This window comes from Hydrogenophaga intermedia (assembly GCF_000723405.1).
Classification (GTDB): domain Bacteria; phylum Pseudomonadota; class Gammaproteobacteria; order Burkholderiales; family Burkholderiaceae_C; genus Hydrogenophaga; species Hydrogenophaga intermedia.
Genome location: NZ_CCAE010000021.1, coordinates 16,238 through 29,707 on the forward strand (window position 1 = coordinate 16,238; position 13,470 = coordinate 29,707).

General features: G+C 69.7%; 14 protein-coding genes. All 14 read right to left on the minus strand.

Annotated features, from left to right (window positions below):
* Nucleotides 1-14: 14 nt before the first annotated feature.
* Nucleotides 15-809, minus strand: coding sequence for a PEP-CTERM sorting domain-containing protein (locus tag BN948_RS27280; RefSeq protein ID WP_009518426.1), 795 nt, complete (start codon nucleotides 807-809; stop codon nucleotides 15-17).
* 183 nt (nucleotides 810-992) lie between these two features.
* Entirely contained in the window at nucleotides 993-1,796 is an 804-nt protein-coding gene (epsA, locus tag BN948_RS13390) for an XrtB/PEP-CTERM-associated transcriptional regulator EpsA (protein WP_009518427.1), read from the minus strand.
* Nucleotides 1,793-2,272: a type II secretion system protein gene (locus tag BN948_RS13395; RefSeq protein WP_138820036.1), complete on the minus strand. Its 480-nt coding sequence runs from the start codon at nucleotides 2,270-2,272 to the stop codon at nucleotides 1,793-1,795. The genes epsA and BN948_RS13395 overlap by 4 nt, the downstream gene beginning before the upstream one ends.
* Nucleotides 2,273-2,339: 67 nt before the next feature.
* Nucleotides 2,340-2,717 (minus strand): type II secretion system protein, encoded by a 378-nt coding sequence (locus tag BN948_RS13400; RefSeq protein WP_009518429.1) that lies wholly within the window; start codon nucleotides 2,715-2,717, stop codon nucleotides 2,340-2,342.
* Nucleotides 2,717-3,193, minus strand: coding sequence for a type II secretion system protein (locus tag BN948_RS13405; RefSeq protein WP_009518430.1), 477 nt, complete (start codon nucleotides 3,191-3,193; stop codon nucleotides 2,717-2,719). The genes BN948_RS13400 and BN948_RS13405 overlap by 1 nt, the downstream gene beginning before the upstream one ends.
* Nucleotides 3,190-5,376 carry a secretin and TonB N-terminal domain-containing protein gene (locus BN948_RS13410; protein WP_202901772.1) on the minus strand — a complete coding sequence of 729 codons (2,187 nt, stop codon included), beginning with the start codon at nucleotides 5,374-5,376 and terminating at the stop codon, nucleotides 3,190-3,192. The genes BN948_RS13405 and BN948_RS13410 overlap by 4 nt, the downstream gene beginning before the upstream one ends.
* Nucleotides 5,377-5,399: 23 nt before the next feature.
* Nucleotides 5,400-5,948 carry a hypothetical protein gene (locus BN948_RS25690; RefSeq protein ID WP_009518432.1) on the minus strand — a complete coding sequence of 183 codons (549 nt, stop codon included), beginning with the start codon at nucleotides 5,946-5,948 and terminating at the stop codon, nucleotides 5,400-5,402.
* Nucleotides 5,945-6,505, minus strand: a complete 561-nt coding sequence (locus tag BN948_RS13420; protein ID WP_138820034.1) for a hypothetical protein — start codon at nucleotides 6,503-6,505, stop codon at nucleotides 5,945-5,947. Before BN948_RS13420 ends, BN948_RS25690 begins: the two co-directional genes overlap by 4 nt.
* An 8-nt stretch (nucleotides 6,506-6,513) precedes the next feature.
* A complete protein-coding gene (locus BN948_RS13425) occupies nucleotides 6,514-7,047 on the minus strand; it encodes a PilN domain-containing protein (RefSeq protein WP_009518434.1) in 534 nt (177 codons plus the stop codon).
* Between the two features lie 13 nt (nucleotides 7,048-7,060).
* The gene (locus BN948_RS13430) at nucleotides 7,061-7,855 is read right to left on the minus strand and encodes a hypothetical protein (protein ID WP_009518436.1); all 795 of its coding nucleotides are present in this window, start codon (nucleotides 7,853-7,855) and stop codon (nucleotides 7,061-7,063) included.
* Nucleotides 7,842-9,521: a GspE/PulE family protein gene (locus BN948_RS13435; protein WP_009518437.1), complete on the minus strand. Its 1,680-nt coding sequence runs from the start codon at nucleotides 9,519-9,521 to the stop codon at nucleotides 7,842-7,844. Before BN948_RS13435 ends, BN948_RS13430 begins: the two co-directional genes overlap by 14 nt.
* Nucleotides 9,522-9,861: 340 nt before the next feature.
* Entirely contained in the window at nucleotides 9,862-11,070 is a 1,209-nt protein-coding gene (locus BN948_RS13440) for a type II secretion system F family protein (RefSeq protein ID WP_236953861.1), read from the minus strand.
* Nucleotides 11,067-11,510 (minus strand): type II secretion system major pseudopilin GspG, encoded by a 444-nt coding sequence (gspG, locus tag BN948_RS13445; RefSeq protein ID WP_009518439.1) that lies wholly within the window; start codon nucleotides 11,508-11,510, stop codon nucleotides 11,067-11,069. Before gspG ends, BN948_RS13440 begins: the two co-directional genes overlap by 4 nt.
* Before the next feature lie 211 nt (nucleotides 11,511-11,721).
* Nucleotides 11,722-13,404, minus strand: a complete 1,683-nt coding sequence (locus tag BN948_RS13450) for a hypothetical protein (RefSeq protein ID WP_009518440.1) — start codon at nucleotides 13,402-13,404, stop codon at nucleotides 11,722-11,724.
* Nucleotides 13,405-13,470: the final 66 nt, after the last annotated feature.

A 13,470-nucleotide genomic window follows, 5' to 3' on the forward strand; every position in this document is an offset into this window, starting at 1 on the left:
GAGGAGGGAGGGGCTCAGCCCTGCTGCTGGCGGCGGCGGCGGGCGATGGCGCCCATCAGGCCCAGGCCGGCGAGCAGCATGGCGTAGGTCTCGGGCTCGGGCACGGCGGCGACGGCGGCGATGTGCAGGGTGTAGTCGGGGCCGATGTAAACGCGCACCGGGCTCAGGGCGCCAGACAGGGGCGAGTAGATCGAGTTGGCGGTGCCGGTGGCCAGGAAGGCCATGCTCACGAGGCCCAGGCCCGACTCGAAGCTGTTGTTCGCCAGCGAGCCGCTGTTGTTGAAGTTCAGCAGGCCACCGTTGTTGGGACCGAAGGGGTTCTGGCCCAGCGGGTTGTTGGCGTAGCCGGGGGTGTTGGCCGCGAAGACGGCCGAGTTGGCGCTGCCTTGGGCGGTCATGCCGTTGTTGACCAGGCCGGCGAAGGCGCCGACGCCCGCGGCCATGGTGCGGCCGTTGTCGTTGGAGATGCCGGTGGGCGGCAGCACCGAGTACGTCTGGGTCACCGTGTCGGCGCCCTGCGTCTCGACGGCCGTCAGGTTCCACGACAGGCTGCCCAGGTTGGCGCCGGCGATGAAGCTGTTGAACAGGGCGTCAGACGCGAGGTTCAGGCTGAAGCTGTAGCCGGCGGGGTTGGCCAGGTCGGTGTTCAGCGTGTTCTGTTGCAGGTTCAGGTCGATGGTGTAGGAACTGGAGCCGTCCCACATCGTGAGGAAGAAATCGCCAGCGCCGTCGGTGCCGACGTCGATGGCAGCGTTGGCAGCGCCGGAGAGCGCCAGGGCGGCCGCGGCCGCAATCAGTTTCAGTTTCATGTGTCGGGTCCTGTCCTGAGGGTGTGGAAGTGAAGGAACTTCTTGCCGGTGCCAACTCAAAACCGCTGCGTGCAGGTTCTTCGTTGAACGAGATGGACTTTAGGAACCGAAGGTTGCGACCCGCCGCGCGGGTTCCGCGGCGCCAATAGTTCTTTCAGATGGTGATTGATGACAGGTGATCGATCAGCGTGCGACCTCTTGCAGGTCGGTGTGCGTCACCAGGCGCAGCGTGGCGCTCTTGCCCACTGCCTGCGCGCGGTTGTTGACGTTGAGCTTGCGCATGATCTTCTGCACGTGGTTCTTCACCGTGGGCGGGCTGATGCCCAGGATCTGGCTGATCTCGAAGTTGGTCTTGCCGTGGCGCACCCAATGCAGCACCTGGATCTCGCGCTTGGACAGGATGGTCACCGGCGCCATTTCGGTGGAGCTTTCATCGGCCTCGCGCTGGCGCATGCGGTGCAGCGCCAGGTGCATGTGCGGCATCAACAACTCCAGCAGGTAGGCGGTGCGCTGGTCGGGCTGGCGCTCCAGGCCGGCGAAGACGAAGAAGCTGCCGTAGTCGCCCTGCACCTCGCGCACGCCGTGCGCGGCCACGTGGTCGAAGCCGCAGCGCTGGAGGTCGCCGATGAGCTGGCGCCGGCCGGTCTGCTCGCCGCCTTCGCTGCTGAGCAGGCGCGGCGCGCGCCCGCCGCGCAGCCAGTCGTCCACCATGCGCGGCAGCACGCCGTCGGTGGGGTTGGTCATCTGGCTTTCCACGCGGGGGTTGATCACGCCACGCGCGAACATCTGCACCTTCAGGCGCATGGCGTCCACGTCGCCCCAGGCGCACCACAAGGCTTCGTGCGGCACGAAGCCCTGCAAGGCACCCTGTGCCCAAAGATAGAACTGCGTTCGGGTCTGCACCTCCAGCGATTTCTCGATGGTGATGAGCAGGTGCTCGAGGTCGCTGGCCTTGAGGCGGAAGAACGGGGTCGGGCTGCTGTTCATGAAGGTCCTCCGGGTGTGGTCGGCGTGTTGGTGTTGTTGGCGGGTGTGGCCACGGGCGGCGCCGCATCGGCCGCCCGAAAGACCCATTGCGAGTACGAGCCAAGCCCCGCGAGCTCGGCGTCGCGTTTGGCGAAGGCGGTGCGCAGGGGTTCGCGCTCGTCGCGGCTGTGCACACCCACGATGCGTCCGGCCGCCACGACCAGGCCCCAGTCGGTGCTGTCGCTCATCGGGTCGCGCCAGAGCCGTCGCAGGTGGCGCACCGGGGTGGGAAAGCGCCGGTCCTCCAGCAGCTCGGCCAGCGTGGTCGGCGCGGTGGGCGTGCCGGGTGGGCTGCGGTCGCGGTACGAGGCGAAGGCCAGCCGGAACTGGTGGCCCACGAAGAGGAGTTGCGTCTCTCGCTCGCGCTGCGCGCTGGCGGACCACACCTCACCGGTGCTGGCCAGGCCGATGCCGATGGCCGCGATCGCAAACAGCACGAGCAGGTAACCGACGCCGCGCTGCTGTCTGCCCCGCGACGCCAACGCGGCACGCCACAGAGGGTGTTCACCATTCGCCATAGGCCTTGCCCTCCACCTCGGCGCCGCTGCGCAGGTCCCACACGCCACCGGCCACGGCCTCGCCATCGGCGCGGCCCGGCGGCGGCAGGATCTGCCAGGTGTCGTTGCGTTCATTGACCGGGTCCATCGGCAGGCTGCGCAGGTAGCGCTTCTCCACCAGTTCCTCCAGGCTCGACGGGTAGCGGTCGTGGTCGCCATGGAAGCGGTCGATGGCCTGGCGCGTGACGGCCAGGGTCTCGCGCAGCGCGGCCTCGCGGGCGCGGTCCACCTGGGCGAAGTAGCGCGGCGTCACCAGCGTGAGCAGCGTGGCGATGATGGCCATGACCACCAGCAGTTCGATGAGCGTGAAGCCGCGCGCTTTCATCACCAGTTCCGGTAGGGTTCGCCGCGCAGCGAGCGGCGCGGCGAGAGCGAGTACACGTCGAACACGTCCTCGCCGGCCATGGGTGCGTCGGGCGGGCTGCCGTAGGCGCGCAGGCCCCAGGTCTGCGCGGCGGGCGTGTCGCCCTCGGCCGCAAAGGGATCGCGCGGGACGCGGCGCAGGAAGATGAGCTTGGCGCCCTCGGCGCTGCGCACGTCGGGCACGCCGTTGACCAATTCGTCGAGCGAGCGCGGGTAGCCGCTGGCGCCCACGCGGTTCTGGATCCGGCCCTCGCTGTAGGCGGCCTTGTAGGCGTCCAGCGCCTCGCGGATCTGGCGCAGCGCGCCGCGCAGCTCCACCTCGCGCGCGCGCTGGGCCTGCACCTCCACCAGGGGCACGGCCACGCTGGCCAGCACCGCCACAATGGCCACGGTGACCACCAGTTCGATGAGCGTGAAGCCGCGCGCGGGCCGGTTCATGGCGATTGCCCGGCGGGCGGGGCCGGTGTCAGTGGCGCCACCGGCGTGAGCGTGATGGATGAAGGCGTCGCGGGCGGAGAGGCCGGAGCGGCGGGCTCGGCAACGGCGGGCGGCGGTGCCGCGGCTCCGTCGGCGGCGGGCGCATCGCCCTGCCCTTGCGCGGCCGGATCCTGCTGGCCTGACTGGCCCTGCGCGGGCTGTCCGGCGGGCGCGTCGCGCACCTCACGGCCCGTGCCGTCGCCGGCCGGGGGAGCTGGCGCCGGTGCGGCCTGCGCTGCGGGCGGTTCGCTGGCCGGTGGCGCCCCACGCGCGCCGCCACTCGAACTCGACAGCGAGAGATTGCGCGGCGGCGTGCGCTTGAGCTGCAGCGGCAGCGTGCCCACGCTCGATTCGGAGCCGGCCGGCATCGCGGCGTCCGCGCTCTCGGGACGCGTCACGTTGCGCACCACGCGCGGGGTGATGAGCAGCACGATCTCCGTCTTGCCGTTGTTGTCGCGCGTGCTGGAGAACAGGCGCCCCACCACGGGCAGGTCGCCCAGCCCCGGCAGGCGGTTGGCGGCGCTGCGCTCCTCGTCGCTGATGAGGCCCGCGAGCACCTGCGTTTCGCCGTCGCGCAGGCGCAGCACCGTGCCCGCGCTGCGCGTGCCGATCTGGTAGGCCAGCGCGTTGGCCGGGCCGGTGATCTCGCGCACCACCGAGCTCACCTCCAGCGCCACCTTGATGCCCACCTCGTTGTCCAGGTAGACGTTGGGTTCCACGTCGAGCTTGAGGCCCACGTCGAGGTAGGACACCGAGGAGGACACACCGACGTTGGCGGTGGAGGTGGTGGTGAACACCGGCAGCTTGTCGCCGATGTGGATCTTGGCCTTCTCGCGGTTCTTCACGCGGATGCGCGGGTTGGCCAGGGTGTTGCCGCTGCCCGCTTCGCTGCGCAGGTTCAGCACCACCGCCGGGTTGGCCACGAAGGACGTGAGGCCGGTGCGGTTGCGCAGATCCACGAAACCCTCGGCCAGCTTGCCGCCGGGCGTGACGTTGCTCTGCGTGACGCCCTCGTTGACGATGGTGGTGCTCAGGTCCGGCGTGAGCCGGCCGTAGCTGATCTGGTCGGGGAAACGCAGACCCAGCTCCAGCAGCCGGTTGCGCGTGACCTCCAGCACCTCCACGTCCAGCATCACCTCGGGCTCGGCCATGTCGAGCGACTCGATGAGCTGCTCGGCCAGGCGAACGGCGTCGGGCGTGTCCTTCACCATCACCAGGTTGAGCTTTTCATCGATGAAGATGTCGCGCGTCTTCACCAGGGTGCGGATCAGCGTCTGCGCCTGCTTCACGTCGGCGTTGGCCAGGAAGAAGCTGCGCGTGACGAGCTCCAGGTACTCGCGCTTCTTCACTGGCGTGTCCGGGTAGATCATCAGCGTGTTCTGGTTGAGCAGCTTGCGCTCGAGCTGGTTCGTCGTGAGCACGAGGCGAATCACCTCTTCCACACTGGTGTCGCGCACGAAGAGCGTGACGCGGGTGTCGGCGCGCACGTCCTTGTCGAACACGAAGTTCAGGCCGGTGGTGCGCGCGATGAGGTCGAACACGGCCTTGATCTGCACGTCGCGGAAGTCGAGCGTGATGGGCTTGCTCAGGGCCTCGGACAGCGCCGTGGGCGGCAGGCTGGGGCGCGGCGCCTCGGCGCGCAGGCGATCGAGCAGGCGGCGCGCCTGCGCGTGGCTGGGGGCCATGCGCAGCACCTCGCGCAGCTTGCGCTCGGCGGCCTCGTTCTGCTGCTTGCCGATCAGCGCGCGCGCCTCGTCCAGGCCACTGGACACGCGGGCTTCGTTGTCGAGCACGATCAGGCCGTCGCGCACGCGCGGGCTGTTGGGGTCGATTCGCTGGGCGCGCTCGAACAGCGCGCGCGCGTCGGCGAGGCGGCCGTTGAGGCGCTCGGTCTCGGCCTGCGCCACCAGTTGCGCCGACACGAGATCGCGCTGGCGGTAGTAGGCGGCGCGCAGCTCTCGGTCGTTGCCGGCTTCGCGCATGGCGCTTTCCAGGCGCAGCACACTCTCGTCGAGCCGGCCCGAGGCGAGCAGCGCCTCGCTTTCCTCGATGGCGGGGTTCGCGGCGCAGCCCGCGAGCACGAACAGCAGCGGCGCCAGCAGCGACCAGGCGCGCGGGGACGCAAGGTGAGAAGGAGCGTTCAACGGGGCATTCATCGACACGGCATTCACGGGGTGCTTCCGAACAGCAGTTGCTGCTTCTGGTTGAGGGGCAGGTAGATCAGCGTCATGCCGCGCGCGCTGACTTCTTCGACCTGGTATTGCGAGATCCGGTCGCCCGCGCGCACCGCCAGCGGGCGGGCCTGCGGACTGGCGCCTTCGGCGAGAAACACGGTGGTGCCGCCCTCGCCGCCTTCCAGGCGGCCGAGGTAGCGGTAGGGCAGCGGCGGCGCCGTGGGCGGGGGCGGGGCCACGGCCACGGGCGGTGGTGGTGCGGGCGGCTGCCAGCCGCGCGGCGCCATCAGCGGTTCGCGCGGCGGCGCCATGCGTTCGCCGCGGGGCATGCTGAACGCAGTGGGCGCGGCCACGGCCACGGGCTCACCGGTCATCACCGGCGCAGGCACCACGCCCGTGGGCAGCGGACGCGCCGCTCGCTCGGGCACGCTCAAGGCCTCATCGGATGACTCGGTCGATTCCATGTCCGCCGCGTACCAGGTGGCCGCGAGCGTGGCGGCCAGCGCCGCCCACAGGCCGAGGGAAGACTTGTTGCGGCTCATGATGAAGGCGCCCGCAAATAGAACGACCAGCGCACGCGCGCCTGCACGAGTTCCTGCCCGGCCTGGTCGCGTGTGGCGCTCCAGTCGTCCAGGGACAGCGTGGGCCAGCGGTTCAGGGCCTCGGCCATCCACAGGCGCAGCGACATGTCGCCGGCCTGCGCGGGCAGGGTGATCTGGTACCGCTGCCAGCGGCCCGAGGCCTCGTCGACCAGGCGGTACTCGCCCGAGGCCAGCACCACGCCGTGCTGCTGCGCCAGGCGGTGCAGGTCCTGCACCGCCGCCAGGGCCGCGTCGCCGGCGGGCAGCGTGGCCACGAAGTCCTGCGCCTGGCGCTGCGCCGTGGCGGCGGCATCGGCCGGACGGCTCGCGCGTTCGCGCCGCGCCTGCTGCGCCTGGGCTTCCCACACGGCCGCTTGTTCGCGCATCGGGTCGGTCACCAAGGGCCCGGCGGCCACGGCCGCGAGCATGGCGGCCAGCCCGGCCCACATCGGCCAGCCGAGGCGACCGAGCCGGTAACGCCAGGCGCGCGCGCGCGGGTGGGTCCACCAATCGTTCACGCCCTGCTTCACGGCCTGGCCCCTCCCCACACGATCTCGACGGTGAAGCGGATCACGGGCACCCCGTCGGCCTCGCGCCGCTCGTGGCTGGCCAGCGTGGCCGTGCTCACCAGCGGCGAGCCGCGCAAGGACTCGACGTACGCCACCGCGTGGTTCATCTCGCGCGCTTCGGCGATCAGGCGCATCGGTGCCGCGCGACCCGGGGCCTCCACCGTGAGCAGCGCCACCGGTGCGTCGGCGCGCGACTCCAGCTCCGCCAGCAGACGGCCCCAGGGTTGATCCAGCGCGAGTTGCGCGCGTGCCGCGGCGCGGCTCGCCTCGGGCGAGGCCGGCGCCACCGGTGCGCGCGACCCGGTGCGCGCGGCGCCCGCCGGCGCCGCGTCGCGCTCGTGCGCCTCGCGCGCCTGCTGCCACTGCGCCTGTGCGCCCAGGTACTCGCCCAGGGCCAGGGCCAGGCCCACGGCGCCCAGGGCCAGCACCAGCCAGGCCCAGGGTGAGGTGGAGGGGCGCGCGCGCGCGAAGTCGATGTGAAGCGGCTTCATGGTCTTGTCGGGTTCAGATGCCGATGGCGAGTCGCGCGAGGCCCTGCGGCGCCGCCCGTCCCGTGGGCACGAGCGCGCGCCAGCCCGGCGCGCCGGCCGTGTCCGCGCCGGTGCCGGCCACGAACAGCGGCGCCTCGCGGGGCACGGGCGTCGCGGCTTGCAGCGCGAGTCGCGACTGCAGGCCCGCCAGGGCCTCGCGCCACGCGGCGCCTTCGGCGCAGCGCACCGTTCCCAGGCCCAGCCAGTGGCCGCGCGCGTCGAGCAGGGCCAGCGTAAGATGCCCGGGCTCCACCACGGCCACCCACGCCGCGTGGCCGCGCCACTGGCCGCGCCAGTGGTCCAGTGCCGAGGACACGTAGGGCCGCACCGACACGAGCCGCGCGTTCGCGCCCTTCGCCGCCTGCGCCAGCGCCGCGGGCAAGGCCTCGTCCACCGCGCACGCGGGCAGCGCCTGCCCCGGGCTGGCCACCGCGTGCGCCAGGCGCCAGGCCGCGCTGGCCGCGCCGTACACGCCCCGAAAACGCAAACGCAGAAAGGCCTGCAACTCGCTGTCGGAGCCCGCCTGCGCCGGCCAGTCCACAAGCTGCCAGCGCACGAACGCGGAGCCCAGCACCACCGACACGCGGCCCACCTGGCCTGGCTGCTGCGCCAACTGCTGCACCAGCGCCGCCACGGCGGGCCGCCACGCGGGCTCGTCCTTGGCCGGTGCGTCGGTCCCGGTCTCGCGCGCGGCCGCGCCGCCGAGCGAGCACACCAGGCGATCCTCCAGCAGCGCCACGCGCAGGTGGCGTGATTCAGCGGACCACACGCTGGATCTCCTGCCAGGTGGTCTCGCCCCGGCGCACCAGGTCCAGCGCGGCGTCGCGCAACTCGCGCGTGCCCTTGGCGAAGGCCAGTTCCTTCACGCGGCGCACCGGCTCGCGCTGCACGATGGCCTCGCGCAGCTCGTCGTCGAGCACCAGCAGCTCGGCCACGGCCTTGCGGCCCTTGTAGCCCGTGCCCCGGCAACTTGCGCAGCCGCGCGCGGCGCGCAGGCGCAGGTACTCGCCCTCCTTCGCGCCCAGGGCCACCAGGGTGTCGGCATCCGGCGTCTCTTCTTCCGCGCAGTCGTTGCACAGCACGCGCACCAGGCGCTGCGCCACGATGCCGTTGAGCGCGGCCATCAGGCTGTACGGGTCCAGCCCCATGTGCGTGAAGCGGCCCAGCACGTCAAACACGTTGTTGGCGTGCACGGTGGTGAGCACCAGGTGGCCGGTGAGCGCGGCCTGCACGGCGATCTGCGCGGTCTCGGCGTCGCGGATCTCGCCGACCATGATCTTGTCCGGGTCGTGCCGCAGGATGGAGCGCAGGCCGCGCGCGAAGGTGAGGCCCTTCTTCTCGTTCACCGGAATCTGCAGCACGCCGGGCAACTGGTATTCCACCGGGTCCTCGATGGTGACGATCTTGTCGTGGCCGTGGTGGATCTCGTTGATCGCACCGTAGAGCGTGGTGGTCTTGCCGCTGCCGGTGGGGCCGGTGACGAGCACCATGCCGTAGGGCTCGTTGCACAGGCGTCGCAGCGTGGCCATGGTGGTGGCGTCGAAGCCCAGCACGTCCAGGCGCAGGCCGCTCATGTCGCCGGCCAGGCGCTCCTTGTCGAGCACGCGCAGCACAGCATCTTCGCCGTGGATGCTGGGCATGATGGAGACGCGGATGTCGATGGCGCGACCGCGCGCGGCGACCTTGAAGCGCCCGTCCTGCGGCACGCGTCGTTCGGCGATGTCGAGTTCGGCCATGACCTTGATGCGCGAGATCACCTGGTCGGCGGTGTCGCTGCCCGAGATGGAGCCCACGGTGGCGAGCACGCCGTCGATGCGGTACTTGATGGCGATGCCGCCCGGGCCGGTCTCCAGGTGGATGTCGCTGGCGCCGGCCTTGAGCGCGTCGTACAGGGTGGAGTTGACCAGGCGCACCACGGGGCTGGTGTCTTCGTTGATGCTGCGCAGCGAGATGTCCTCGACACGATGGCCTTCATCGGCCTCACCGGTCATCGTGGACAGGCCGTCCATGGCGCGCAGGTCTTCTTCGTGCCGCGCGAGGTAGGCCTCGATGTCACCACGCGAGGCAACCACGATCGCCATGGGCCGGCGCACACGCTCTTGCGCCCAGGAGAGCAGGTCGTTGTCGAAGGGGTCGGCGACCACGAGCACGCCTTGGCCTTCGCTTTCTCGCATCAACAGGCACTCGTGCTGCATGGCCTCGGCGTAGGGCAAGGCATCGAAGGCGGGCACCATCGCGTTGAGGCGTTGGTGGTCGGCGAACGGCAGGCCGGCGGTGCGGGCGAGTCGCTGCGAGATCGAGTCGGCGTGTTCGCCCTGGGCTTCGAGGACGGCCGATAGAGGCAGGTTTTTTTGCGCTGCTTCCTTCTTGGCACGCCGCAAGTTTTCTGGGTCGAAGGCGGGGATCAGGGCTTGCAGGTCGGCGGGGGCGTTCATTTGTTTTTTGCCTTCCTGTTTCTCGTCGGCTTGGTTTGTTGACCGAGGCCACTGGGTGGACGGCTCCGCGAATGTCCCCCGGGCCGGCTGCGCCGGCCCTCCTCCTTTATTTCGCTACGCCGTCCACCCAGCGTCCTCGGTCCGCCCGCGCACAAGAACACCAACGACTTGTTGGCCGCCGTTGCTTGCTGATCGGGTGACAGGGCGCTCTGCGTAGCGAAATAAAGGAGGAGGACCGGGCGTGCCCGGTCCGGGGGACATTCGCGGAGCAGAGCGCCCTGGCGCCCGATCCCGCGAGGTGCCGGCATGAAACCGTCACGACCACCAAAACCGCAGCGAGTCATTGAATCGACTCCGCCAGTTGAAAGATCGGCAGGTACATCAGCACCACGATCGCGCCGATCAACACCCCCATCACCAGCATCAGCGCCGGTCCCACCACCCGCGTCGCCCACTCCGCCGAGCGCGCCAGCTCCTCGTCATGAAAAGCCGCCGCGCGCTCCATCATCTCGCCCATGTTCCCCGTGCGCTCGCCCACACTCAGCATGCGCAACGACACCGGCGTGGTCAGCCCGTGCGCCGCCAACGCCCCCGACAACGGCAAACCCTCGCGCACCTGCGCACTCGCGGCCGCCAGGTTCTCGCGCAGGCCCGGAGACAGCAGACCTTGCACCATCTCCAGCGCCGGCACCACCGCAATGCCCCCGCGCAGCAGCATGCCCACCGTGCGGTACAGCCGCGCCAGTTGAAACACCCGCAGACGATCACCGATCGCGGGCAGCGTCCACAGCTTCTGCAACAACGTCGCCCACGCACCACGCCCCAGCGGCGACGCCGCCAGCACCACCACGCCGGCCAGCGCCACCACCAGCGCCATGCCGTTCTGCTCCACCGCCTGGCCCCAGTGCAGCATCCAGCGCGAGGCCCAGGGCAGCTTGTCGCCCATGTCCTGGTACACGTTCGCAAAGCGCGGCACCACGTAGACCATCAGGAAGCCGATCACCAACAGGCTCACCAGCACCAGCATCACCGGGTAGATGGCCGCGTTGATCAACTTGCCCTTGATCTCGTCCACGCGGCGCGCGTAGTCCACGTAGCGCTCCAGCGCCTCGGCCAGGCTGCTGGTGCGCTCGCTGGCGCGCACCGTGGCCACGTACAGCGGCGTGAAGGCGTGCGGCTGCGCCTGCAGCGCGGCCGAGAAGGTCAGGCCCTGGCGCAAGGCGGCGCGGATGCGCTCCAGCACCTCGCGCGTGGCGGCCTTGCTCTCTTTCTCCACCAGCGTCTGCACCGCTTCCACGATGCCCACACCCGAGCGCAGCAGCGCCAGCAGCTCCTGGCTGAACAGCACCAAGGGAAACGCCGCGCGGCGACGGCCACCGCCCAGCGCCCCCTCGCCCGATCGCACCGAGACCACCTCGTGGCCGCGCTCACCCATCAGGCGGCGCGCCTCGGCCTCGTCGAGCGCGTCCACCGTCTGCGTGACGAGCCGAAGGTCGGGCTGGAAGGACTTGATGCGAAAGCGCATGGCAGTGCTGAGCGAAACGCTCACCAGCTCACGATGTCCTGGTTCTCACCGGTGCCGCCGGCCTGGCGGTCCTTGCCGTAGGACATCAGGTCGTATTCGCCATGCTCGCCAGGCGAGCGGTACACGTAGGCCTGGCCCCAGGGATCGGGCGGCGCCACCTTGCTCAGGTAGGGGCCGTTCCAGCGCGGGTCGCCCGCCACGCGCTCCACCAGCACGCCCAGGCCTTCGTCGCTGGTGGGGTAGCGGCCCATGTCGAGGCGGAACTGGTCGAGCGCCTTGCCGAAGGCCGTGATCTGCGCCTGCGCGGTCTTCACCTCGGACTTGCCGACCTGCGAGAAGAAGCGCGGCCCCACGAAGCCGGCGAGCAGGCCGATGATGACCATGACCACCAGCAGCTCGAGCAGTGTGAAGCCTCGGGCGACGGCGCGGGTGTGTCGTGCCCGCGCACGCAAGTTGTGAAACATGGGTACACCTTCCGAAGCGATGTCGTGCGCAAAGCTGCGCCGCTCATCCAAGCGTACGAACCGCTCGTGAAGATGGGGTTACACCGGGGCCTTTGGTGGAGGCTTCTGCCGCTTCTTGGGTCGGGGATGGTCCGAACGGACTACGCCGGCGGCGTCGCCTGAGGCCAGGGACCGGCCCGTCGGTGAGGGCCCGAACGTGCCCGGGTCCCTGTCAGTGATGCGCCAGCCATTCCCGCTGCCCGAACGGATCCTCGAACACCCAGCCCTTCTCAAGCAAGGGCTCGAGCCGCGGCCTCAGCTCCTTGAGGCTCTCCCGACTCAGCACGATCACCACCGGCGGCACCGGCACCGGCAGGGACGACAAGTGATCAATGTCCTCCGGTCCGAATCCGGTGTACTGGAAGTTGCCCGACGAGCCTGTGATCACGCGCTCCTGCGGCTCGGCGCCCCACTCGCTCAGGTCGAGCTTCAGCAGGCGTTTGCTGCCAACAAATGCCGACAGAAACTCCTTCCTGCCACCGTGCGCTGGCGACACCTCGGTGCGCTGGAAGGCCACCACCTCCAGACGGCATCCCTCTTGCTTCAGCACCTGGCGCAAACGGAGCCAGGACTGCCGGTCGCAATACGAATGCCTCGCTGTCGTGAACTCCAGGCGGGTGTTGCTGAATTCGCGCCAGGTGCGCAGGTCCACGCGAAGGTTCATATCAGATCGAATCAGTTGCTGCCACCACATGGCGCTGTAACGCGCCAACTGAACGTCATCCAGCGGACCCTCCAGGCGCGTGGGGCGATGCCAGTCCACGATGTCCAGTAACTGATCGAACGTCGTGTTCACGGGTTCCGAGATGACGTAGCAGGACACCGCAATCCCCAGGGCCTTGTTCTGCGGCAGGCGATTCAAATCGGATTGGCCCCAGCCTTTGAGGTGGACCTCCAGCGGCACGCGCCCCGACTGCCCCTTGCCTGGTTGGCCAAAGAGCGACTCGAGGTAACAGGGAACCGGCTCGCAGCTGAACCGAGTCAGCCCGAAACAACGCGCCACGGCAGGATGGCCGGGCGGTGGCAGCACCAGGGTCCGGACGGGGCAGGCGGGACTCGCCAGCACGCGCTGGAGTCCGGGCCACCCCTCTGAGTCCGCGGCCATGTCGGCCAGGTCCAGCTTGCGCATGTCCGCGAACCCGATATCAGCAAGAAAGGCATCTACCCGGCGTTGATCGAGGCCGCGGCTGACCAGCAGATCGTGGAAAGCGTGCTGGTGCATGTCCTCTCGCTCCCCAGCCAGGAGGCAGCTGAACACGAGTTCGACCTGCACCTTGGGCGTGTCGTCGTACCACACCCATGCTTCCCACTCCGCCGTTTGTCCCTCCAACATGTTTTGGCGGCCGACATACAGGGTCTGCAGCGGCGAGTGGCGATCGCACGCCAAAACCTGCTCTTTCAGCAAGTCCATCTGAGCGAAGGACGGCGGCACATACTGCTCGCCCCGCCGCACGCGAATGCGCGACACGTCCAATGCCAGGACACGCAGCTTCGGCAAGTGCCGGCAGAGAGCCTCGAAGTCGTCGATGCGCCCCAGGACCAAACACTTCATGAGGGGTTCATCGGACAGGCCGCAGGACGCGCTCAATGTGGACAGCAATCGGGTCAGCGCCTCCTGCGTCAAAGGGCCTTGCTGTGAGAGGTCCAGTCGGCCATCCGGCACTCGGCGCAGCGCGGCTGCCAGCTCTTCCCGGGAACTCGCCTGAGCTGCGTTCAGGAGATCCCAGATGGCCTTCGGCGCGTCCGCGCTCGCATCACCGCCACCTGGTTCTGCATGTGCCTGCGCGGTCGTCTGCGTTCCGCCAAGCCCTTGCCTCTTGTTGTTCCAGCCCTTTCCCCTCAAGCCCATCAGCATGGTCGATCCCCATCCAAAACGGCATCTGGGTGTGACTTCCCCCGATCGGGTTCCCTTGTTCAGTAG

Coding starts and splice junctions, on each gene's coding strand:
- BN948_RS27280 (WP_009518426.1), bottom strand. CDS start 809: ATGAAACTGAAACTGATTGCGGCCGCGGCCGCCCTGGCGCTCTCCGGC.
- epsA (WP_009518427.1), bottom strand. CDS start 1,796: ATGAACAGCAGCCCGACCCCGTTCTTCCGCCTCAAGGCCAGCGACCTC.
- BN948_RS13400 (WP_009518429.1), bottom strand. CDS start 2,717: ATGAAAGCGCGCGGCTTCACGCTCATCGAACTGCTGGTGGTCATGGCC.
- BN948_RS13405 (WP_009518430.1), bottom strand. CDS start 3,193: ATGAACCGGCCCGCGCGCGGCTTCACGCTCATCGAACTGGTGGTCACC.
- BN948_RS25690 (WP_009518432.1), bottom strand. CDS start 5,948: ATGAGCCGCAACAAGTCTTCCCTCGGCCTGTGGGCGGCGCTGGCCGCC.
- BN948_RS13425 (WP_009518434.1), bottom strand. CDS start 7,047: ATGAAGCCGCTTCACATCGACTTCGCGCGCGCGCGCCCCTCCACCTCA.
- BN948_RS13435 (WP_009518437.1), bottom strand. CDS start 9,521: ATGAACGCCCCCGCCGACCTGCAAGCCCTGATCCCCGCCTTCGACCCA.
- gspG (WP_009518439.1), bottom strand. CDS start 11,510: ATGTTTCACAACTTGCGTGCGCGGGCACGACACACCCGCGCCGTCGCC.
- BN948_RS13450 (WP_009518440.1), bottom strand. CDS start 13,404: ATGCTGATGGGCTTGAGGGGAAAGGGCTGGAACAACAAGAGGCAAGGG.